Here is a 19,695-nt window from a genome sequence, read left to right on the forward strand (position 1 = left end):
GGTATCCTTATTTGGCTAACTTCTCTTTAAAGATTTTTTTACAATGTCATTATTATCGTATTTATTAGTATTACTAATATCATTCAATAAAAACCTCAATGCCTCTTTAGTATCTTCATCTATCTCATCTTTTTTAAAGCGTATAACAGAGAAAAAATCATCATCTAACTTATCAAAATTCTTCTCCAGTAAATCCGCAGTATGCTCATTTTTATTTTGATTTAGTTTCGCTATTTTAGCCGTTCCAATATAATTTCCATTATTCCATACATAAAACGAGGTTTGATATCCGTGGTCATCCCATGAATATTTTTTTAAATATATTTTATTTGCCTTGTTAGTATCTTCTAATTTAAATCCTTCCGTTTTAAGAACACTTAAATAATATTGTTTATCTCTTACTTGATTATTGGATTTTTGTATGTTTATTTCTGTAGTATTTTGCTTATTATATATTTGCAATTTTCCATTTGTTAAGTTTAAACCAATTCTATCTATCGTAGATTTTATAATAGCATCTATCTCCGATCCGTCAGTATAGTCAGCTTTAGCAATATAATTAACTCTATTTTGCTCCAAAAGAGTTTTGGCAGTCTCTTTATTTTCATCATAAACAGCAATTGAAGTTCCACCATTAGTTTTTAGTAACTTCATAGCTGGAACATCGGTTTCTCCATCACCTATATATATCATATTCTCAAATAAAATACGTCTTTCATTCTCTGGTATATATTTATTAATTAGTTTATTGTCCCAAGCGTTAAGAATTCCTTTGCTTATCCTGTATAAATATTGAGTTTTTGTCGTATAGTTAATTGCCAAAGCTGGCCAAGTCGGTTTGCCGTATTCATCATACATAAATGATGACGCATAAATATTTTTAAATTTATTCGCTATAGTCGTTCCATCGATCATTTCTTTGGTACCTGATGATACTATATAATGCTCAATCAATATCCCCTTTTGTGCAGCATAATCATTAATCCTTTCAAAAAACTCTTCCACACCGTTAAAGTATTTAACAGTTTTACCGTGTTTACTAAGCTCCTCTCTTGTAATTTTTGCACCAGCACCATCTGCTTTTTTCACAATCAAATACATATATGACAATATCTCATCCATATTGTTTTCTTCAGATAGTTCCTTTACTTTATTCCAAAAATCTTCTTTTTTTATACCTAGTGTTGTTGGTATAAAAGAATTTTCTTGTATATTTCCTCTTGCTAGTGTTCCGTCAAAATCATATGCGATTGCCATTATTACATTGCTTTTTTCACATAACATGTTCTCATTTCTCCTTTTAGTAGTTTTTGCATTAAGTCTTGTTTTTGTTTTTTTAAATTTTCTAGCTTTAAATTTAGTAAATTTATTTTATTTTGTTGAGTTGCATATTTCAATGTGATATCGTTATTCATCTTCCGTTCCCATCCTTGGCTCAACTCCAAATCTTTCCCTATATGTTCTAAAAATGAACATTGCCATTGTTCCAGCCAAATTTACTGCCAGCTCACTATGTCTCTCCAATGGTTTCATATTTTTACTAGCCCTACCATGTGCGTCTCCAAGTTTGTTTCTTAGCTCACTAAGTCCAGTGACGATACCACTCATGCCACCTAAAATTTGTTTAAGAACATCTTCTTGATATTGTTCTGGTGAAAAATTTAAAATCTTAGCTACTTTTTTATACAAATCATGCATATTTACATTTTTATTATTGTATTCAATTCCTTGTTTAGTAAGCATGTATTTAAACAAATCCTCCAAAAGCGTTCTAGAAAGTGTTATAGCACCCTCAGGATCATTTTTTTTACGTTCCAACGCCTTTTCCCATCTCTCTTGTATATATTTTATATCAAATACGACTTCATCTTGCAAAACGGATTTTTCTAAAAATTCTAACTCATCCAATAATTTTCCAAATTCATTCCACAGAAACTCTCGTCTTGGCTGATAACCTTCTATTTTTTTAATAAAAGCCCAAAATTGATCTATGGTTCTGCAAGTAAGAATACATTTAGGAAGCTTATCTTTTAAATTTTGTCTTTGAAGTATTCTTGCTCTGACATATTCATAGTCGTCAAAACTGCCACCAGTTGCACGAGATATTAATCCATTTTGGAGATACTGTACTATTTCAAAATCATTAAAATCATCTATAGTTTTTGTTTCATACATACCTTGCTCTTACCTTTCCGCTTAGTAGTTTTTGCATCAAGCCTTGTTTTTGTTTTTTCAAATTTTCAAGCTTTGAATTTAGTAAATTTATCTCATCATCGCAAGCCGTTAAAACCTCTGCGATTTTTTGTTGCTCGTCTAAATTTGGAAGTTTTATTTTATGATATCTAATGTTACTTGTAATTTGAGGCTGTCCTGAGCCAGAGATTAGATATTGGAAATTTGTATTTGATAGTAAATAATAAATAAAAGTTTTTATAGCTTTAGTTGAATTGTCTAAATTTATAACCATAGCATTACCAGTTATCCATGATTTTGGTTTTGTAAAATTAACCGCACCGCATGTGTTTCCTCTGCAAGTTATAACAACTTGTTCAAATTCGTGATTATAACTACTATATTTTCCTATAATGCCATTGGCGCCATAAACGTCAAATCCACTATCTGTTAATTCACTTTGTGAAATTGTTTGCGGTTGATATATTTCAGAAACCTCTTCCAATTTCACAATTAGCCACTCGTCTTTGAACTGGGGAAAGCGGATCTTGGCTGTGAGTAAATTTTGCATAAGAGCTTTTTTAAACTGCTTTTTGCTTTCTATTAAATTTATAGTCAAATTTATAGCCTCATCCCAAGTAGATAAAATTTCTGCTATCTTTTCTTGCTCGTCCAATGGCGGAAGTTTAATTTTTAAATTTAATAAATTTGATTTTGAAATCCCCAAAACAGAAATACCTGTGGCTTTTTTCTTTAGCTCTTTTGCAACCCAAGGCTCGTAAAGAATATATCCTTTATAACCGTCTGCAAAATAATCACCTTTATCTCTAAGCAAAAAAGTATGTAGCCCAGCAACCGCTTTGTGTTCTAAATTTTTAATTTCCACGCTTTTTGCGATATCTATATAATCTTCCGAAGCATCGGCAATGACCAAATCTCCATTTTTGATAAATTCTGGCTTGTCCCCCAACTTGCTTTGATGTATTTTTGGCAAAGAGGCAACACGAAAATCTAAGTAAAATTTATATTTTTTATGTATTTCCCCATAATGGATATATGAAATTTCATCATAATCATTTAGACTTTCACGTGAATTTGTATAAGTTTTTAAAAAATCAAAAACATCCCCAAGCCTCACGACCCTCCATCCACTAGGTAAATTTTTAAATTCGCCTTTCATCTTCTGTCCTCTAGCTTTTTAACAAATTTATCAAAATCAGAAATTTCGTCTAACTCTTGCATTTTTTTAAATTTTTCAAACTCCTCTAATGCATGTTTTTCAGCACTTTCTCTGCTTATAGAGCCGTTGTTATTTAATATCTCTTTTTCGTTGAGGTTTAAAAAATCATCTAGCTTTTTTATCCACTCTTTTTGCGTCATAGTTTTTTTATTTTTGGCTTGAAATTCGGCGAAATTTAGATACATCTCTACTATCCTGTTGTAGTTATCTAGCTCGTCTGCACTCAGATAATTTTTAGCTACCGATATATCAGACTTTCTTATTTTGCCAAACGGAGCATTCTTAAAGCTAAATAATCCCATATTTGGCTTAGTTGCGTCAGCTCTTTTAAATATTATCTCACATGCCGTAAATCCAGTCATAGCATAGTGAAATTTATCTTGAACTTTTGCGTAAAACTGCTTCGTCATATCTGAATTTGGGTCATAGTCTATGCTGCATTTTGCGTAAATGTCTGTTACTTTTTGATAAAACCTGCGCTCACTAGCTCTAATATCTCTAATGCGCTCGAGCAACTCGTCAAAATAATCATTAAGCGGTTGGTTTGGATTTTTAAGACGTTCATCATCCATAGCAAAACCCTTGATTAGATATTCGTTTAAAATTCCAGTAGCCCAGATCCTAAAACGAACCGCTTGCTCGCTGTTTCTAAGACGATATCCTATGGATATGATCATTTTTAGGTTGTAGTATTTTACTTGATATTTTTTGCCATCAGATCCAGTTGTTTCCAAAATGGAAACAACTTCGTTTTCGTCAAGCTCTTTTTCAAGCAAAATATTTTTTATGTGCTTACTTATGGCGGATTTGCCCACACCAAAAATTTCAGATATTTGAGTGGCTGATAGCCAAATACTTTCGTTTGATACTTTGACTTTTATGTCTAAATTATCAGTTTTGTATATAACTATATCGCTCATAGTCCAAGCTCCGCAAGATACTCGCTCATCTTGCTTTGAACGCTTTTTAGCTCAGCCTCTAGGCGTGAAATCTCAGCCTTTGTAGCCTCGATATCCACAAGCTCTTCTTCTTCAAATGTATCGACGTAGCGAGGGATGTTTAGGTTGTAGTCGTTATCTTTTATCTCGCTAAGGCTTGCTAGGTGGGAGTATTTTTCTATCTCGCTTCTGTTTTTGTAGGTAGCGACTATCTTTTTTATGTTTTGCTCGGTTAGCGAGTTTTGGTTTTTGCCTTTTTCAAATTCCTTGCTAGCGTCGATAAATAGCACGTCTTCGTTTGCACGGTTTTTCTTAAAAACGAGTATGCAAGCAGGGATGCTCGTGCCATAAAATAAATTTGCCGGTAGTCCGATGACGGCGTCAAGCAAATTTTCTTCGATCAGCTTTTGGCGTATCTTGCCCTCATTTGCCCCGCGAAATAACACTCCATGCGGAAGCACGACGCCCATTTTGCCGTTATTGTTTAGACTTTTTATCATGTGTACGACAAATGCGTAGTCGCCCTTGCTCTTTGGCGGCAAAGCATAGCTAGCAAATCTCATAAAAGGATCGTTTAGGGCAAAGTCGGCACCCCATTTATCTAGGCTAAAAGGGGGATTTGCCACGACTATGTCAAATGTCTTTATAAGGTTGTCTTGTAGGTGAAGCGGGTTTCTGATCGTGTCACCCCACTCGATCACCGCATCATTTATCTCATGCAAGAACATATTCATCTTGCAAAGTGCGTGAGTTTGTCCGTTTTTCTCCTGTCCGTAAAGGCGGAAATTTTTGCTGCCGATCTCTTTTGAAGCCTTGATAAGAAGTGAACCCGAACCGCAAGTAGGATCGTAGATCATATCGCCCTCTTTTGGCTCAACCAGCTTTGCAAGAAGCGTCGAAACCTCGCTTGGCGTGTAAAACTCTCCGCCTTTTTTGCCAGAGTCACTTGCAAAGTAAGCTATAAGATACTCATATGCGTCGCCTATTATGTCGTTGCCCTCAAGCATAGAAGGGCGAAGATCTAGCCTAGCGTCACTAAAATCATCGAGCAAATTTTTCAATATGGCGTTTCTCACTTTCGTGTCGCCGAGCTTGTTTTTGTTATTAAAATCGATGCTTCTAAAGATGCCTTCAAGCTTATCTTTATTGTCTTCTTCGATCTTTTCTAGAGTTTTGTTCATTATCTCGCCTAAATTTACCGCTTCTTTGTGCGCCAAAAGATACTCAAAGGTGCAACTCTCATCAAGCTTAAATTTCTCTTTCTTTAGCTTTGCTTCGATCCTATCACTCTTATCGCCGTATTCGACTTTAAGCAATTCAAGCTTTTCTTTATAAAAATCAGATAGATACTTAACAAAAAGCATCGTTAAAACATAGTCTTTATAATCGCTTCCGTCCATCGTGCCGCGAAATGTGTCGCAAGCCTTCCAAACGACGTTATTTATGATCTCTTGTGTAGTCTTTTGCATCTTAGTTCTCCTCTTTTATTAAATTTTCAAATATGCTTTTGTGATATTTTTGCTTTTGGGCTGCTAAATTTTGCAAAATTTCGCTCTCCTCGCGAGCTAAATTTAGGTATTTTACTATCTTGTTTTGAGTTTGCAAATTTATGGCTGGTATTTTTATATTATTTATGCTTGCAACGCCTATCATCGCTATGGTAGTGCCTGAAACATCTGGCGCAAGGGCTCTTTTAACGGTGCTGCTGTTTAGATAATGTGCCACAAAACGCGGATCAAATATGTCGCTTTTAACCCTTATGCAAACCATCAAAGATGTGTAGATAAGGTCTTTATAGTCCTTGTCTATATAAACGGCGAAATTCGGCTCTCTAAGTCGCAGCAAAACATCGCCAAGTCTTACTTTATACTCATCGCTTATTTTTTCGCTTGATATAAACTCATCGGCAAATGTGTCATCAAAGAGTGCATTTTCATTAAAGGACTTTAGCGAGACTACTTTATAGCGAAATTTCTCATCTACGTTTTTGTCTGCCTTTTTACGGTTTAAAACTAGACCGGTTTTTATATCAGATATGTCGCCTATTTTTATCATCTTAAGATACTCCTTTCTGTATTATTTTAAAAATAATACTAATAATTTTATGAGCGAAGTATAACAAAAAAAGTAAAAACTAGCAATATATTTTTATATTATTTACAAAATAATACATCAAATTGACGACTAAAATCTTAATTATTTTTTTAAACGATAAATTTACTTTAGCAATTTTACCCCTGCGTTTTTTAAATTTATCTCGATTTTTAAGCTAGCATTTGGCTATAATCACTCAAATTTAGATTGCGGTCGCAATTTACATTTGCATAAATTTACCTTCAACTACCATTTTTGCAAATTACAAAAGTCAAATTTCACAAGTTTCGCGTGCCGAAAATATCAAATTTACATTTCTTAAATCCCAAAAGGAGATTTCATGGAATTAAAACAAACCGGTATATCACGCCGTGGCTTTTTAAAAGGTGCTTTAGCCACAGCTGCTGCTGCCACGCCACAAACGATGCTGGCTGGCTTTACGCCATTTAAGTCTGATTCGCTTCAAGTTTGGTCGTGTGGAGGCTTGTCTGAAGCTTTTAATGAGCTAAATGCCATTTACGAGTCAAGAACAGGGCATAATATCCAATACACCGGCGCTTTTGCTGGCGCTCTTGGCAAGTCGCTTTTAGCACTTCAAAGCACGACCGAGCTCTTTGGAGCAAGGGTTTTAGAGCTTTCTAAAAAACTTCGCAAAGCTGGTCTTAGCCTCCACTTTAGGCCGCTATGCTTTACTGACTACGTCCTAGTCGTGCCAAAAGGCAACCCTGCTGGCATTCGCGACTTAAAGGACCTTGCAGAACCAGGAGTTAGAGTGATGCTGCCTCTTAGATCATCGCCCCCTGGCAGTGGCCCAGTCAAAGGGATCTTGAAAAACTCAAATCTCACTGATGCGGTGATGAAAAACATGGTCGCAAACGGATCATGCGTCATAAATATGATGTGCGAGCTAGTTGATGGCAAGGGCGATGCTTCGATCATCGAAAAGCGCCTAACAACGCACGATAGGTTTAAAGACAAGATCGAGTATATGCCCATTGACGAAAAACTTATCCCGCCTGGACCGCTCACTTTTACGCTAAATATAATGAAATATGTAAAAGATGAAAGGCTAGCAAATGACTTTGCAGACTTTGTTTGCAGCACCGAGGGGCAAGAAATTTTTGAAAAACATGGCTTTACCTCCATTTATTCAGCGCGTGGGCTAGAGCTTATAGAAAGGTTTGGTGTAAAAGATGTGTAGTAGCTGTAATAGCGCATGCTCTAATAGCAGTGCATGCGGCAATGCAAATTTAAAAAAGAAAAGCAAAAACTCTCCCACAACAAAGATAAGACGCCTAGTACAGCTCATCTTTATAGCAGGCATCGGTCAATGGGCGTATTACGGCATTTTTAGATGCCCTTTTGTAGTGCCTTTTGTAAATTGCCAAAACTGCCCTATCATCACCTGTTGGGGGCGGATCACGTCGCTGTTTTTTGGATTTTGGCTATTTATCCCAGCGCTTGTCATCCTCTTTGGCAGGGCATTTTGTGGCTGGGTCTGTCCAGCTGGCTTTGTCAATCAAATGCTTGGTAAATTTGCCTTTTTCAAGCTAAAAATTCGCAGCAAAAAGCTAATAATCGCTCAAATAGGCATGCTAATTGCCATAGCAATCAGCCTTTGGGTCTATTTCATCTGGGGCAATCCTCGCATGATGATACCTATAAGAACGAGCGATGAGTACCTAACAGCCCTCACTTTGTCACTTCGCTTTGGCGAATGGGAGTGGGTCACTCGCACAGCAGTCATCATCTCAGTCATGCTAGCCTCGCTAATCATAGCTAACCTCTGGTGCCGCTTCGCCTGCCCATCAGGTGGCGTGCTTGAAATTTTGCGTAAATTTTCGATATTTCGCGTCTATAAAACAAGTGCTTGTGACGACTGCGACGCGTGCTTGCGCAAGTGCGAGATGGGGACAAGACCTGATGAGATAAACTGCACAAACTGCGGTGACTGCCTCAATGTCTGCCATGCAAATGCCATTAAATTTGGAAGGAAAAAGAGCTAATGATTTTTCGCACTAAGGCTGATTTAGACAGCCACCCCTGCTTTAACAAAAAGGCCTCCGCTAACTACGGACGCGTGCATCTACCAGTTGCCCCACACTGCAACATCCAGTGCAACTTCTGCAACCGCATATATGACTGCGCTAATGAAAACCGTCCTGGCGTAACAGCAAAGGTGCAAACTCCAGATGAATCAGTGAAATTTTTAGAAAAGCTCTTTAAATTTAGACAAGACATCTCCGTCATTGGCATCGCTGGACCTGGCGATCCGATGTGTGACGCTGATAAGACGCTAGCAACCTTTGAAAAGTGTAAGTCCCACTTCCCAAATACCCTGCTATGCCTCTCAACTAATGGCTTAGCACTGCCTGAGCATGTTGATGAGATCGTGCGTCTTGGTGTGAGCCACGTGACAGTAACGGTTAATGCCGTGACGCCAGATGTTGGCTCGAAGGTATATTCGTGGGTGAGGTATGAAAATAAAAACTACTACGGCGAGGAGGCTGCTAGGATACTGCTAGCACGCCAGGACGAGGGCATCCGCAAGCTAAAAGAGGCTGGTATGCTAGTAAAGATAAACACCGTAGTCATCCCTGGGGTCAATATGGACCACGTCCAAAGCATCTCGGCAAAAGCAAAGCAATGGGGAGCTGATATAATGAACTGCATGGCGATGATACCGGTGCATGATACGCCTTTTGAAAATTTAAAATCCCCTTCAACTTATGAGATCCACCGCATCCGCAGATCGATAGGCAGTGACATAAATCAGATGTCACACTGCAGTAGGTGCCGCGCTGATGCATGCGGCAAACTTGGCGAAAGATAGAGATAAAAGGCACTGAATTTAGTGCCTTTTTTGGTTTTTGCTTGTAGCTCGTGGATTATGCGCCTTCGGCTCGTGGCTCTGGGCTAAATTTTGTAAATTTTGTTAGATATCAAAGTTATAAAAAGGCACTGAGAAGTGCGGTTAATTTGCAGTTAGAGCAAGCTTTGTTCAAAATCAAAACGGCGAAAATTTCTTTACATTGCTTTGCAAAATATCTTTTTACAAACCCTTTTAAAAGCCTTTTAGATGGGCTTTAAATCATACGTCTTAATGCTTTGCTTACTATATAGACCTCAAACCTCTACTATCTTCATCTATCTAGCAGCTTTGATAGTATTTGTTGATGCTTATGATATTAGTGCGCCATCAAGACCCTTTTAGAGCAACTTAACTATGAGATTTCTGTAAAAGTTTATGACTTTAACTTCGCCTTAAAAATATAGATGCCGTTTTATGCGGCGTTTAAATTTATACTCGTATTTATTTGCTATTTCATAAATTTTGTCTTAGCAAACTGCCTAAATTTTCACTTCTTTTAAATTTACAAGCTCAAATTCTGCCCAAAATTCGCTTCCAGCTCCAACTTCGCTTTTTACTCCAAGCTTTGCGCCGTGAATTTTAGCGATGTTTGCAGCGATAGCAAGTCCTAGTCCGCTACCTGTGTTTAGGCTTTTGTTTCTTGAGCTTTCAACTTGATAAAATTTATTCCAGATTAGCTCGCTATCTTTTTTAGAGATGCCCATGCCATCGTCTTTTACAGACAAAAGTGTGTGCGTTTTTGATGCGCTCAAACATAGTTCAATCTTAGTTGCAGCAAATTTTAGTGCATTGCTTAAAAAATTATCGATTAGCCGCGAAATCATCAGCTCATCGCCCAAAATTTCAACGTCTGACGCTATATCGTAGCTAAAATTTATCCCTTTGGCGCTTGCTAGCTTCTCATAGTCGGTGGCTAAATTTTGCAAGATAGAGCTTAAATTTATGCGCTTTAGCTCCAAATTTCTGCCAGATTCCAGTCTTGAAAGCTCCAAAATTTGATCTATAAGCGAGGTTATTTTCCTTGACTGCCTAGTGATGACCTCCAGTGACTCTTTGGCCTCGTCCAAATTTTGTGAGTAGTTTTTAGCGTAGTCGCTCTCAGCCATGATGACAGATAGCGGCGTTCGCAGCTCGTGCGAGACGTCTGAGGTGAGCTGTTTTTCGCTTTGATAGACCTTTTCAAGCGAGTCAAGCATCTGGTTAAAAACGCTCGCAAGCGCGTGCAGCTCGTCTTTGCCAGCAGGTAGGTCTATGCGCTTTGAAAAGTCCCGGCTGCTGCCTATCTCAAGCGCAGCCTTTGACATCGTAGCAACTGGTTTAATCGCGTTTTTTATCGTTTTGTAGCCGCCGTAAAGCACAAAGAGAAATAAAACCGGCACAAAAACGCCAAGCGCTAGTAAAAATAGCCCCTCTTTTTTGAAAAATTTTTCCGCATTTATCACACCTCTGACCCAGACATCTTTGCCTTTGGCTGCGATATCGTAGTAGTAAAAGCGGTTTTCTCCTTCTTCATAAAGCTGCACTGCACCGCTATTCATTTTAAGTAAAATTTGAAAGCGCTTTGGCGCTAAACCGCCGATCACATCGCCTTTTGCGTTATATTTTATAAAAAATATCCCATCATCATATGGCTCAAACTCATCCATATTATTGGCGATCTTGGTGACTGATTTGGCTAGCTTTTTTTGGCTCGCATCCTCAAAAACCTCATCCGCCACGACCGCCGAGATAGCAACTAGTGCCGCCACGATAACGATGATAAAAAATGAGTACCAAAGCGTTACGCGCGCGGTTATTTGGATATTTGCGAGAGCTTGCTTAATCCTTAATAACATAGCCAAGCCCTCTTTTGGTTTGGATTATTTCGCACTCGCCAAGCTTTTTCTTATGTTTTTTATAAGCACATCGATGACGTTTGAGCCGCCTGTGTAGTCGAAATCCCAAACGTGCTCTTTGATCTGATCGCGGGTTAAAATTCTGCCCTTGTTTAGCATCAAAAGCTCTAAAATTTCATACTCTTTGCCAGTTAGCTCGATCTGCTCGCCGCCAAATTCGACCGACTTTTTTGAAAGATCGATCTTTAGCTCGCCTGCATAAATTTCATTAGCCGCATTGCCGCTGTTTCAGCGAATGAGCGTGCGTACCCTAGCTAGTAGCTCCTTAAAATCAAATGGCTTTATCAAATAATCATCCGCGCCCGCATCAAGCCCCTTTACAACGTCGTCCACATCGTCTTTTGCCGTTAGTATCAGCACAGGGGTCGCTAGCTTTGCGGCGCGCGATCTTTGCAAAAATGTAAGTCCGTCCATCACTGGCATCATAAGATCAAGCACGATGAGATCGTAGTGCGCCACGGCGGTAAAGTCCATCGCCTCCTCGCCGTTAAATGCGCTATCGACGCTATACCCGTTTTTCTTTAGGTGTCTTGTGATGACGCTATTTAGGTCTATTTCATCCTCAACGACTAAAATTTTCATCTTCGCCTCGCTTGGTTTTGCTAGCTATTTTAACAAATTTAGCTTTTTATTTTTAGATTTAAAATTTCGCCATTTGCTGCGCCTATCTTGAAATCATATAAAAAGCCATTAAATTTAGCCCTTGCGTCATAAAAATACTCCACTCCAAGCGTGCCAAAGCTTTGTTTTTTAGCTAGATAGATCGGCGAAAATTCCACCTCGTTTGGCTCTACTTTTAGGCGCTCTAAAATGAGCTCTTTAACTCTTTCTGGTGTGATGCAAGCCAGCCCTTCAAATTTGGCCTGCTCTTCATTTATCTTTGATAGCTCCGCTCTTTTCACCTCGTTTTTTAGGTGGTTTGAAGCGTTTGATAGCCACACTCCAGCCTTGCCTGCGTAGATGAGCAAATCCGCTGCACCTTGAAGTGAAAGCTCAAGCGCATTTTTAAAGAAATTTTGAGCTTTGCATTTCGGAGCTGTTTGGCTTAAATTTTTATCTAAATTTTCAGGGCTTTGCTCGCTCTTGTCTAAATTTTTGTAACTATTTTTATTAGCAGCATTTTTACTTAAATTTTCTCTCTCGTTTTTGCTAAAATCAGCGACTTTATTTTCGTTTAAATTTTTATTCAAATTTCTCTCTAAACTCTGCTTGCTAACTTTCTCATTTAAATTTTGATCTAAATTTTCACTCATCTTTTTCACCTTTATAAAAATTTAATGCCCAAAAAAGGGCGCTAGATCACTTTGTATAGTTGCCGATTATCTCGCCAGTTTGAGCGTTTATGATCACTTTTTTCTCGCTCCTGTCGCGCTTAAGCTCTACTTTGTATATCCAAGCACCATTTTTATTATCAAGGTCTGCCTCATCAAGACTCCAGCCAGCTTCAAGCGCTTGAGCTTTGGCCACAGCCTCATCGATGCTTAGAGCAAATTTTGAAAAATCTACCGCTTCGATCGGCAAGATATGTTTTTTGTTTTTATTCTCCATTTTAACGATCTGACCGCTATTGGCATCGATCTTGATATCTTGTTTGACGCCATCTTTAAAAGACACTATCTTATAAAATGTCACACCGTTTTTGGCATCCATCTCGATATCTTTGACGCTTGAGCCTGGGAAGTTTTTCTCAGCTATGTTTAAAGCATCCTTTGATGTGATGGCTGCTTGCAAACTTGTTGCTCCTAAAATTGCTGCTAAAACTGCTGCACCTAATACCTTTTTCATTTTTGATCCTTTTATTTTTAATTTCCAACTTTCGTTTGGATGAGCGCATTATAAAAGCCTTAAATGAAGCTAGAATGAATAAAGGAAAATTGTTTTAACTTCGTCCAAAGATGAATATCTAATAGTATTTTGACCGCGAACAGAACGATATACTTTGAAACAGCAAATAAATCTGAGGGTAAATAAAGGGGAAAAATACAAAAAAATAATAAAACTTAAAGTTCTTAAAACATCGTTAAAATCGGGATTTTAAAATGATTTTTGAAGAAAAATGGCTCCGGATGCTGGGTTCAAAAATATATAATTCTTAAATACTCCAAAATACTCTATAAATCCCTAAAATACGCCATTTAATAGCTTAAGCATATTCTAAGTTACACTAAAATATCATACATTTTTACAAATTTCGGGAACAAATAGGAAACAAATTTAGGGGGTATTATGGCAGGAAAGCTTAAATTACAACTCTGCTTTTGGAGTCAATAAATATCCGGGAATTTTCTTTAATAATCTAGCTAGCGGCGACGTGGTTTTTTATATGAGAGTTACGCTTGAAGGCAAAAAGGCCAACGTAAAAATCGGATCAAAATCCGAAGGCGTAAATATAATCTACGCATATAATAAAAAGAAAGAATTCGACGCCAAGCAAAGAAACGGCGAATTGCCAGATAGCATAACCAAGAAAATAATAGCCAAGAACAACAAAAACTCGCTTAAATTTGATGAGATCGCAGACGCATTTTTCGGATTTAAGCTAGAAAAAGAACCCGATAACGCCGTCAATATAAAAGAGCAAAGACGAGATTACGAAATTTACCATAAGGATAAGTTAGGCGGTCTAGCCACGACGCAGATAACACTCGAGATGATAAATGAGCATCATAAAGATATTTCTCAGATAATCTCACCTAAAACCAAACGAAAGCTGTCGCAATCCAGGATAAACGTTATAATGGGTATAGTTAGGACGATTTTTAATCACGCTATAAAAAATGACCTTATCGATCATATTAGCCCATACAAGATAGAACTAAAAAAGCCGAGCAACAAGCGAGAGAGATTTTTGGAGCTTATAGAGATAGGGCTTTTGCGAAATGAAGTGGCAAGCAAAGAAGACTTTGCCCTAGAGCTGTTCGTTGAGCTTGCGCTTTGTACGGGAGCTAGATTAGAAGGAATTTTAAATATCAAGAAAAAGGATTTAGCGTTATCTACCAAGTCGGTCACCATAAGCGATTTTAAAACAAAGAGCACGTATACAGGGTTTTTAAGCAAAAGGGCGTTAGAAATGATAAATCAAATTTATACCGCCCTATCCCCGAACGATTTTTTAGTAAATAAGCCAAAAGCTACTATTCAAAACGTTTTACAGCCGTTACTAAACAAGCTTTTTAATCAGAATTTAGATATAAGCGACGCAACCAATAGAGTAGTCATTCACACCCTTAGGCATACGTTCGCTTCGCATCTTGCTATAAAGGGCACTCCGATACTAACGATAAAAAAGCTAATGAATCACTCTGATATCAACCATACCTTAAGATACGCTAAACTAATGCCAGATAGCGGAAGGGAGATGGTGGAGAGGTTGTATGAATAATTTTATGTCAAGTTGTTTATTCAGCAATAAGCATATAAAACAAACTGCATTTTATAGCATATATGGCACAATAAGACTTAGTCGCATAAAAGGGTTACGATGCGGAGCGTAGAATTTGCAAACGAAGCCATAAAAGATGAGTTCTTAGGATTACCCGTAAGACTTAGACAAAGAGGCTATAAAATGTTCGAGCTTTTAGAGACTAGAGACAATAGCTTAGGAGAGTCGCATACCAAAAGCCTAAAAGGCGGACTATTTGAGATGCATAAAGTCTGATGAAGGTATAGCTAGAAGTATATATTGTTATGAAATGGGTAAAAGGATAATAATCCTGTTAACTTTTGTTAAAAAAACGCAAAAGACGGCTAAAAGTATACTAAATTTGGCAGAACAAAGACTGAATGAGTTTAAAGATGAGAACCGTTAATTTTAGAGAAGTTTTAAAAGAGGAGCTAAAGAATCCGGAATTTAAAGCGCAATACGATGCGCTAGAGGACGAATATAAAGCCATAGAAACCTTAATAGACGCTAGAAACGAGGCGGGTCTAACTCAAAGCGAGGTAGCTAAAAGGATGGGCATAACCCAATCAGCCGTAGCTAGAATAGAAAGCGGAGCGTATGACATAAAGTATAAAACATTCTTTAACTACATAAAAGCTTGCGGTAAAAGAGTGGCGATAGTTTGAGTGAGATTAATTATCTAATAAATGCTCAAACCAATGCAGAAGAAAAAATATTAAGCTTTGTAGGTTCTCAAGACGGGATTCTTGCGGATACGATAGCTAGGATTTGGAAAAATAAGGCTCTTATAACATGGGCATATTTAAAACACAACCAAATCGAGATTTTTAATACGACTACAAAAATAAATACGGCTATATTATAACGATGCTTGTTTTGTTAAATAATCTTAATCCCACACAAAAATACTCTTCTTTTTAATTTTTATTTCTTGCTCAAAAAACAATCTCTACTTTAATCTTTATTTATGCTATATAAAAACCAACAAAATCTCAATTTTTAAAATTTGAGCTAAAATACCAAATAAAAAAACAAAAGTAAATTTCCGTATAAACCAAAATTTACTTTAACTTAATAAAAGACAATCGCTTCAAATTCCATAATGCAGTCTTAGAACTTGATATGATTTATCAAAACATCAAGAATAAACAACCCCCACATAAGACAATATGTTAATATAATACTTACTTAGCAAACTCAAATTGAGTTTGCTGTAAGGTCTTGGCAGACGGCCGATATTTTTCTTTGACCGAGCAAAAGAAAAATATAAAAACTTAGACGAAACTTTATCTCTCTAAAATGATTTCTCGCCGATAAAATGTCTAAGTTTTCATATAAAAAACCCTTAATGAATATAATTAAGGGCTTTTTATATACGGTCGGCGTGTTTGAGTCATGCACGGGCTATATAACAGTAAAATACGGCTTGACAAAATTAGTTTTTTGACTCGACTCTATAATATAAATTTCCTTCTCGGTCTTACGTCAGGCCGCAAATTATATTTATGATTTTTCAAGATTTAACCTACATATGCGGCAAGTTATGTGCGATCTCGTTCTAGCCTTATGCTATTTTTTTATTATTCCTTCATTTCTTATGCAAATAATAGATAATGATAAAATCGTGGTCAAAAATATCTTAAGATATATGCTAAATTCGTATATACAAATCATCATCAGATACCGATAAAAACGCGCTAAAATACGTTTAAGTTTTTGCTTGATTTAAGCAATAATTCACTACAATCAAATCTTAAATTTAGATTTTCAAGCTATCATTTCGCAAAAATTAAGGAAAATAATGCAACCTATTTTTACGACGCAAATCATCAAATTTAAAGGCGCGCAAAAAAGCGCCGTGGATGATATTTTGGTGCGCGAGATCAAGCTTGAGATCTACATAAACGGCAAGCGTTTCGGCGCGGTGATGGCGACTCCGACCGATCAGGAGGCTCTGGCCGCAGGCTACCTAATCAGCGAAAATTTGATTGCAAGCCCTGAGGATATCGAGAGTATCGAGCTCTCAGACGACGCTTTAAGCGTGCGGGTAAAGGCTAAAATCAACGAAAAGCGACTTGAGCAGTTTGACGAGGAAAAGGTGATAATCAGCGGCTGCGGACGCAGCTCGACGGCAAACATCGATCCAGAGGCTATGGCGGCACGTTCGATAAAGGGCGAGGTTAAATTTCACAAAGACGAAATTTTGCGCCAGATGGGGCAGTTTTACACGCAGTGCGAGCTTTACGAGATGACTGGCTGCGTGCACACGGCTAAGCTTTTTGTTAGCGGCGAGCAGTTTTACATCGGCGAGGATATCGCTCAGCACAACACCATAGACAAAGCCGTCGGCAAAGCGGTACTAGCAGGAGTGCAGCTGCAAAATTCGTTTTTGATGGTAAGCGGGAGGCTAAGCTCCGAAATGGTAGCAAAGGCTGTCATGCACGGTATCCCAGTGCTCGTCTCGCGCACGGCTCCGACTAGCCTTGGCGTCGTGATAGCGCGTAAATTTAACCTCACGCTGTGCGGCTTTGCTCGCGGCGAAAACATAAACGTGTATAGCGGCGCGGAGAGAATCTATGAGTGAGCAAATCCGAGAACTGATCGCAAAACTGCTAAACCCAAAAGGCAGGCTGGACTGCGGCGCGGCGTTTAAGATCGCCGCAAAGCTAGGCGTAGAGGTCGGGCTGGTTAGCGACGAGGCCGAAAAAATGGGCGTAAAGATCGACAACTGCGAGCTAGGGCAGTTTGGCGGGTTGGAAAACGGACGCGGCAAATACACCGTGATGACGCAGCTAAAGCAGATGACCGACGAAAAAGACAGAATCCTGTGCAAAGACGCTAGAGACGCGGCTGCGGGCGTGGGGCTAAAGACGATACGCTCGACGCTAAAAGACTATAAAATCGACGTAAAATACTGCCAGTTGGGGTGTTTTAAGGAGAAGAAAGGAAAAAAGATGAGAGTAAAAACCAAAACCTGGATAGAAAACGACGAGGGCGAGCTGATCTTCGGCAAGGGTAAAACAGAAGTCCTAGACGTCATCGCCGAGGTCGGCTCGATCTCAAAGGCCGCCGAAATCCTAGGCATGAACTATAAAAAATGCTGGAATCATCTGCAAATTTTGCAAAAAAATCTAAAAGAGGAGCTCTTTACTACCAAACAAGGCGGCGGAGAAAACGCAGGCACGACGCTAAACGAGCGCGCGCATGAGCTCATAAACGCCTATAGGCAGCTTCAAAACGACATAGAGGATTTTGCGGACAAGCGCTTTAAGGAGTTGTTTTTGAAAAAAGACGGCGAGAAAAAGGACTCGACCAAAGACGACGCAAACGATAAAAAGAAATAAAACCACATCAAATTTAAGGGAGAAAAAATGTACGTAAAACTAAACGATAGGGTCTATCTAAACAAAGACAAGATCACTAGAATAAAGGTAGATAGCGTCCAAGACGGTATCAGGATTCGCTTCTACGAGGGGCAAAATCAGGTCGCTAAAAGCGGACGTTTCGAAACCGAAGCAAAAGCTATCGAGTGGCTAGAGAAAAATTTTATAAACAAATAATAAAATGGTCGTGAGCCTCTGTGGCTCGCGCTTCTCTGCTGTATCAAGTTAAATTTGCCGCTTTGCGGTTAAATTTAGCTTGCTCAAATTTAATCTCCAAATTTACTAAATCATTTCCACCGCAAAAGCCCTAAATTTGCGAAAATTTACTATAATTACCGTATCAAATTTAAAGAGTAAGAAATGCTAAATTTAGACGAAATTCGAAAAAATATCATCCTAAAACCTGGCGTGCACTATTTTGATTACACGGCTTCAGGGCTTGCTTATGAGCCCGTAGAGCGCGAGATAGCGGACGTTTTAAAAACCTACGCCAACACCCACTCCGACAGTAGCTCAAGCGCCATCATCACGCAGCGGCGCTACGAGGGCGCGAGAGAGAGCCTAAAAAAGCTACTTGGGCTTGACGAGCGGTTTTATCTCATCGCTTGCGGACAGGGCGCGACGGCTGCGATCAAGAAATTTCAGGAGATACTGGGCATCTATCTGCCGCCTGCGACCAGAAGCGCGATCGGCGAGGCAAATTTACGCGCCGCACAGCTTCCGCTCGTGCTCGTTTCGCCGTACGAACATCACTCAAACGAACTTAGCTTACGCGAGGGGCTTTGCGACTACATGCGCGTGCCGCTTAGCGAGTCTGGCGAGATCGATCTGCTCGCACTCGAGCGCATCCTGAAGCTAAATGCCGGATGCCGCATCATCGGCTCGTTTAGCGCCGCCTCAAACGTAACGGGCGTCATCAGCGATTATAAAAAAATCAGCAAACTAATCAGGACCGCGGGCGGTATCGTGGCCTTTGACTGCGCGGCGCTGAGCTCGCACGCAAATTTAGACTGCGATTACTTCGACGCGATTTTCCTCTCGCCGCATAAGCTACTCGGCGGAGTTGCTAGCTGCGGGCTTTTGGCGATCAAAAAGGAGCTGCTAAATAGCGATGTGCCGACATTTGCCGCGGGCGGGACGGTCGCCTACGCCAGCCGCGAAGGACACGTATTTTTGAAAAATCCCGAGCAGCTAGAAGAAGGCGGTACGCCGCCCATAATCGGGCTCATGCGGGCAAATTTGGCATACGCGCTGCGAAACGAGGTGGGTTTTGAGAGGATAAAAAGCATCGAGGACGAGCTCGCGCGGCTTTTTGAGAGCGAGCTAGCAGGCATTGACGAGATCGTAAACTACGCTCCAAAGGGCGCGCCGCGGCTGCCGATAATTTCTTTTAACGTGCGTGGCGTCTCGGCGTATGATTTCGCCGCGAGCCTTAGCAACGACTTCGGTATCCAGACGCGCGCGGGCGTGATGTGCGCTGGCCCGTACGCTCACGATCTGCTGGGTATCAAGGAGGGGCGCATGCCAGAAAGTAAGCCCGGCTTCGTACGCGTGAGCCTGCACTACACGCACACCGAGCAAGACGTGCTATATCTAGTTGGCGCGATAAAATCCTGTATCAAAAAGCACCGCGAGCTTTGGGGCGAGGAAAAGGCGATGTATGAGATATTCGGCGGGAAAATTTTCTAAGCAAAAAAA

At 39.3% G+C, this 19,695-nt stretch carries 24 protein-coding genes; 12 read left to right on the forward strand and 12 right to left on the reverse strand.

Annotated elements, in window-relative coordinates:
* Window positions 1-15: 15 nt before the first annotated feature.
* Genes A3854_RS00920 through A3854_RS00945 form a run of 7 tightly spaced genes read right to left on the reverse strand, consistent with a single transcriptional unit; the run spans window position 16 to window position 6,405 of the window.
* On the reverse strand, window positions 16-1,284 hold the full coding sequence (locus A3854_RS00920; RefSeq protein ID WP_084040907.1) for a haloacid dehalogenase-like hydrolase: 1,269 nt from the start codon (window positions 1,282-1,284) through the stop codon (window positions 16-18).
* A complete protein-coding gene (locus tag A3854_RS09515; protein ID WP_180378625.1) occupies window positions 1,260-1,415 on the reverse strand; it encodes a hypothetical protein in 156 nt (51 codons plus the stop codon). The genes A3854_RS00920 and A3854_RS09515 overlap by 25 nt, the downstream gene beginning before the upstream one ends.
* Complete coding sequence (locus A3854_RS00925) at window positions 1,408-2,175, reverse strand: abortive infection family protein (protein WP_084040909.1); 768 nt, start codon at window positions 2,173-2,175, stop codon at window positions 1,408-1,410. The genes A3854_RS09515 and A3854_RS00925 overlap by 8 nt, the downstream gene beginning before the upstream one ends.
* Entirely contained in the window at window positions 2,168-3,352 is a 1,185-nt protein-coding gene (locus tag A3854_RS00930) for a restriction endonuclease subunit S (RefSeq protein WP_084040911.1), read from the reverse strand. Before A3854_RS00930 ends, A3854_RS00925 begins: the two co-directional genes overlap by 8 nt.
* The gene (locus tag A3854_RS00935; protein WP_084040913.1) at window positions 3,349-4,332 is read right to left on the reverse strand and encodes a virulence RhuM family protein; all 984 of its coding nucleotides are present in this window, start codon (window positions 4,330-4,332) and stop codon (window positions 3,349-3,351) included. The genes A3854_RS00930 and A3854_RS00935 overlap by 4 nt, the downstream gene beginning before the upstream one ends.
* Window positions 4,329-5,819, reverse strand: a complete 1,491-nt coding sequence (locus tag A3854_RS00940) for a type I restriction-modification system subunit M (protein ID WP_084040915.1) — start codon at window positions 5,817-5,819, stop codon at window positions 4,329-4,331. The genes A3854_RS00935 and A3854_RS00940 overlap by 4 nt, the downstream gene beginning before the upstream one ends.
* A gap of 1 nt (window position 5,820) precedes the next feature.
* Window positions 5,821-6,405 (reverse strand): restriction endonuclease subunit S, encoded by a 585-nt coding sequence (locus A3854_RS00945; RefSeq protein ID WP_084040917.1) that lies wholly within the window; start codon window positions 6,403-6,405, stop codon window positions 5,821-5,823.
* Between the two features lie 379 nt (window positions 6,406-6,784).
* Between A3854_RS00945 and A3854_RS00950 the strand changes: the two genes are divergently transcribed.
* Genes A3854_RS00950 through nifB form a run of 3 tightly spaced genes read left to right on the forward strand, consistent with a single transcriptional unit; the run spans window position 6,785 to window position 9,277 of the window.
* The gene (locus A3854_RS00950; protein ID WP_084040919.1) at window positions 6,785-7,645 is read left to right on the forward strand and encodes a substrate-binding domain-containing protein; all 861 of its coding nucleotides are present in this window, start codon (window positions 6,785-6,787) and stop codon (window positions 7,643-7,645) included.
* Complete coding sequence (locus A3854_RS00955) at window positions 7,638-8,450, forward strand: 4Fe-4S binding protein (RefSeq protein WP_084040921.1); 813 nt, start codon at window positions 7,638-7,640, stop codon at window positions 8,448-8,450. The genes A3854_RS00950 and A3854_RS00955 overlap by 8 nt, the downstream gene beginning before the upstream one ends.
* Window positions 8,450-9,277 (forward strand): nitrogenase cofactor biosynthesis protein NifB, encoded by an 828-nt coding sequence (gene nifB, locus A3854_RS00960; protein ID WP_084040923.1) that lies wholly within the window; start codon window positions 8,450-8,452, stop codon window positions 9,275-9,277. The genes A3854_RS00955 and nifB overlap by 1 nt, the downstream gene beginning before the upstream one ends.
* A gap of 518 nt (window positions 9,278-9,795) precedes the next feature.
* Here nifB and A3854_RS00965 read toward each other — a convergent pair.
* The 5 genes from A3854_RS00965 to A3854_RS00980 form a co-directional block, all read right to left on the reverse strand.
* A complete protein-coding gene (locus tag A3854_RS00965) occupies window positions 9,796-11,151 on the reverse strand; it encodes a HAMP domain-containing sensor histidine kinase (protein ID WP_084040925.1) in 1,356 nt (451 codons plus the stop codon).
* 24 nt (window positions 11,152-11,175) lie between these two features.
* Complete coding sequence (locus A3854_RS09715; RefSeq protein WP_257639845.1) at window positions 11,176-11,310, reverse strand: winged helix-turn-helix domain-containing protein; 135 nt, start codon at window positions 11,308-11,310, stop codon at window positions 11,176-11,178.
* Between the two features lie 129 nt (window positions 11,311-11,439).
* Complete coding sequence (locus A3854_RS09720; protein WP_257639846.1) at window positions 11,440-11,793, reverse strand: response regulator; 354 nt, start codon at window positions 11,791-11,793, stop codon at window positions 11,440-11,442.
* Between the two features lie 38 nt (window positions 11,794-11,831).
* Window positions 11,832-12,464 carry a hypothetical protein gene (locus A3854_RS00975; protein ID WP_084040927.1) on the reverse strand — a complete coding sequence of 211 codons (633 nt, stop codon included), beginning with the start codon at window positions 12,462-12,464 and terminating at the stop codon, window positions 11,832-11,834.
* A gap of 46 nt (window positions 12,465-12,510) precedes the next feature.
* A complete protein-coding gene (locus A3854_RS00980) occupies window positions 12,511-12,996 on the reverse strand; it encodes a PepSY domain-containing protein (RefSeq protein WP_084040929.1) in 486 nt (161 codons plus the stop codon).
* Between the two features lie 538 nt (window positions 12,997-13,534).
* On the opposite strand from A3854_RS00980, the gene A3854_RS00985 reads away from it, so the two are divergent.
* From A3854_RS00985 to A3854_RS01020, 9 genes are all read left to right on the forward strand, one after another.
* Window positions 13,535-14,593, forward strand: a complete 1,059-nt coding sequence (locus A3854_RS00985) for a tyrosine-type recombinase/integrase (protein WP_180378626.1) — start codon at window positions 13,535-13,537, stop codon at window positions 14,591-14,593.
* Between the two features lie 99 nt (window positions 14,594-14,692).
* Window positions 14,693-14,869 (forward strand): type II toxin-antitoxin system RelE/ParE family toxin, encoded by a 177-nt coding sequence (locus A3854_RS09725; protein WP_257639847.1) that lies wholly within the window; start codon window positions 14,693-14,695, stop codon window positions 14,867-14,869.
* Window positions 14,870-14,903: 34 nt separating this feature from the next.
* Window positions 14,904-15,020: a type II toxin-antitoxin system RelE/ParE family toxin gene (locus A3854_RS09730; protein WP_257639851.1), complete on the forward strand. Its 117-nt coding sequence runs from the start codon at window positions 14,904-14,906 to the stop codon at window positions 15,018-15,020.
* The gene (locus tag A3854_RS00995) at window positions 15,007-15,279 is read left to right on the forward strand and encodes a helix-turn-helix domain-containing protein (RefSeq protein ID WP_084040996.1); all 273 of its coding nucleotides are present in this window, start codon (window positions 15,007-15,009) and stop codon (window positions 15,277-15,279) included. Before A3854_RS09730 ends, A3854_RS00995 begins: the two co-directional genes overlap by 14 nt.
* Entirely contained in the window at window positions 15,276-15,479 is a 204-nt protein-coding gene (locus A3854_RS01000; protein ID WP_084040933.1) for a hypothetical protein, read from the forward strand. The genes A3854_RS00995 and A3854_RS01000 overlap by 4 nt, the downstream gene beginning before the upstream one ends.
* A gap of 936 nt (window positions 15,480-16,415) precedes the next feature.
* Window positions 16,416-17,198 carry a formate dehydrogenase accessory sulfurtransferase FdhD gene (gene fdhD, locus A3854_RS01005; protein WP_002951020.1) on the forward strand — a complete coding sequence of 261 codons (783 nt, stop codon included), beginning with the start codon at window positions 16,416-16,418 and terminating at the stop codon, window positions 17,196-17,198.
* Window positions 17,191-17,958 carry a winged helix-turn-helix domain-containing protein gene (locus tag A3854_RS01010; RefSeq protein ID WP_084040935.1) on the forward strand — a complete coding sequence of 256 codons (768 nt, stop codon included), beginning with the start codon at window positions 17,191-17,193 and terminating at the stop codon, window positions 17,956-17,958. Before fdhD ends, A3854_RS01010 begins: the two co-directional genes overlap by 8 nt.
* A 27-nt stretch (window positions 17,959-17,985) precedes the next feature.
* Window positions 17,986-18,174: a hypothetical protein gene (locus tag A3854_RS01015; protein WP_002951016.1), complete on the forward strand. Its 189-nt coding sequence runs from the start codon at window positions 17,986-17,988 to the stop codon at window positions 18,172-18,174.
* A gap of 183 nt (window positions 18,175-18,357) precedes the next feature.
* Window positions 18,358-19,686: an aminotransferase class V-fold PLP-dependent enzyme gene (locus A3854_RS01020; RefSeq protein WP_084040937.1), complete on the forward strand. Its 1,329-nt coding sequence runs from the start codon at window positions 18,358-18,360 to the stop codon at window positions 19,684-19,686.
* The last annotated feature ends 9 nt before the right edge of the window (window positions 19,687-19,695 follow it).

Origin of the sequence: Campylobacter concisus (assembly GCF_002092845.1) — a bacterium.
Classification (GTDB): Bacteria; Campylobacterota; Campylobacteria; order Campylobacterales; family Campylobacteraceae; genus Campylobacter_A; species Campylobacter_A concisus_AQ.

Coding starts and splice junctions, on each gene's coding strand:
- A3854_RS09730 (WP_257639851.1), top strand. CDS start 14,904: ATGGGTAAAAGGATAATAATCCTGTTAACTTTTGTTAAAAAAACGCAA.
- fdhD (WP_002951020.1), top strand. CDS start 16,416: ATGCAACCTATTTTTACGACGCAAATCATCAAATTTAAAGGCGCGCAA.
- A3854_RS00985 (WP_180378626.1), top strand. CDS start 13,535: ATGAGAGTTACGCTTGAAGGCAAAAAGGCCAACGTAAAAATCGGATCA.
- A3854_RS00975 (WP_084040927.1), bottom strand. CDS start 12,464: ATGAGTGAAAATTTAGATCAAAATTTAAATGAGAAAGTTAGCAAGCAG.
- A3854_RS00955 (WP_084040921.1), top strand. CDS start 7,638: ATGTGTAGTAGCTGTAATAGCGCATGCTCTAATAGCAGTGCATGCGGC.
- nifB (WP_084040923.1), top strand. CDS start 8,450: ATGATTTTTCGCACTAAGGCTGATTTAGACAGCCACCCCTGCTTTAAC.
- A3854_RS00930 (WP_084040911.1), bottom strand. CDS start 3,352: ATGAAAGGCGAATTTAAAAATTTACCTAGTGGATGGAGGGTCGTGAGG.
- A3854_RS00935 (WP_084040913.1), bottom strand. CDS start 4,332: ATGAGCGATATAGTTATATACAAAACTGATAATTTAGACATAAAAGTC.
- A3854_RS00920 (WP_084040907.1), bottom strand. CDS start 1,284: ATGTTATGTGAAAAAAGCAATGTAATAATGGCAATCGCATATGATTTT.
- A3854_RS09715 (WP_257639845.1), bottom strand. CDS start 11,310: ATGCTAAACAAGGGCAGAATTTTAACCCGCGATCAGATCAAAGAGCAC.
- A3854_RS09720 (WP_257639846.1), bottom strand. CDS start 11,793: ATGAAAATTTTAGTCGTTGAGGATGAAATAGACCTAAATAGCGTCATC.
- A3854_RS00945 (WP_084040917.1), bottom strand. CDS start 6,405: ATGATAAAAATAGGCGACATATCTGATATAAAAACCGGTCTAGTTTTA.
- A3854_RS00925 (WP_084040909.1), bottom strand. CDS start 2,175: ATGTATGAAACAAAAACTATAGATGATTTTAATGATTTTGAAATAGTA.
- A3854_RS00980 (WP_084040929.1), bottom strand. CDS start 12,996: ATGAAAAAGGTATTAGGTGCAGCAGTTTTAGCAGCAATTTTAGGAGCA.
- A3854_RS00995 (WP_084040996.1), top strand. CDS start 15,007: ATGAGAACCGTTAATTTTAGAGAAGTTTTAAAAGAGGAGCTAAAGAAT.
- A3854_RS01020 (WP_084040937.1), top strand. CDS start 18,358: ATGCTAAATTTAGACGAAATTCGAAAAAATATCATCCTAAAACCTGGC.
- A3854_RS01015 (WP_002951016.1), top strand. CDS start 17,986: ATGTACGTAAAACTAAACGATAGGGTCTATCTAAACAAAGACAAGATC.
- A3854_RS00950 (WP_084040919.1), top strand. CDS start 6,785: ATGGAATTAAAACAAACCGGTATATCACGCCGTGGCTTTTTAAAAGGT.
- A3854_RS00940 (WP_084040915.1), bottom strand. CDS start 5,819: ATGCAAAAGACTACACAAGAGATCATAAATAACGTCGTTTGGAAGGCT.
- A3854_RS09725 (WP_257639847.1), top strand. CDS start 14,693: ATGCGGAGCGTAGAATTTGCAAACGAAGCCATAAAAGATGAGTTCTTA.
- A3854_RS00965 (WP_084040925.1), bottom strand. CDS start 11,151: ATGTTATTAAGGATTAAGCAAGCTCTCGCAAATATCCAAATAACCGCG.
- A3854_RS01010 (WP_084040935.1), top strand. CDS start 17,191: ATGAGTGAGCAAATCCGAGAACTGATCGCAAAACTGCTAAACCCAAAA.
- A3854_RS09515 (WP_180378625.1), bottom strand. CDS start 1,415: ATGAATAACGATATCACATTGAAATATGCAACTCAACAAAATAAAATA.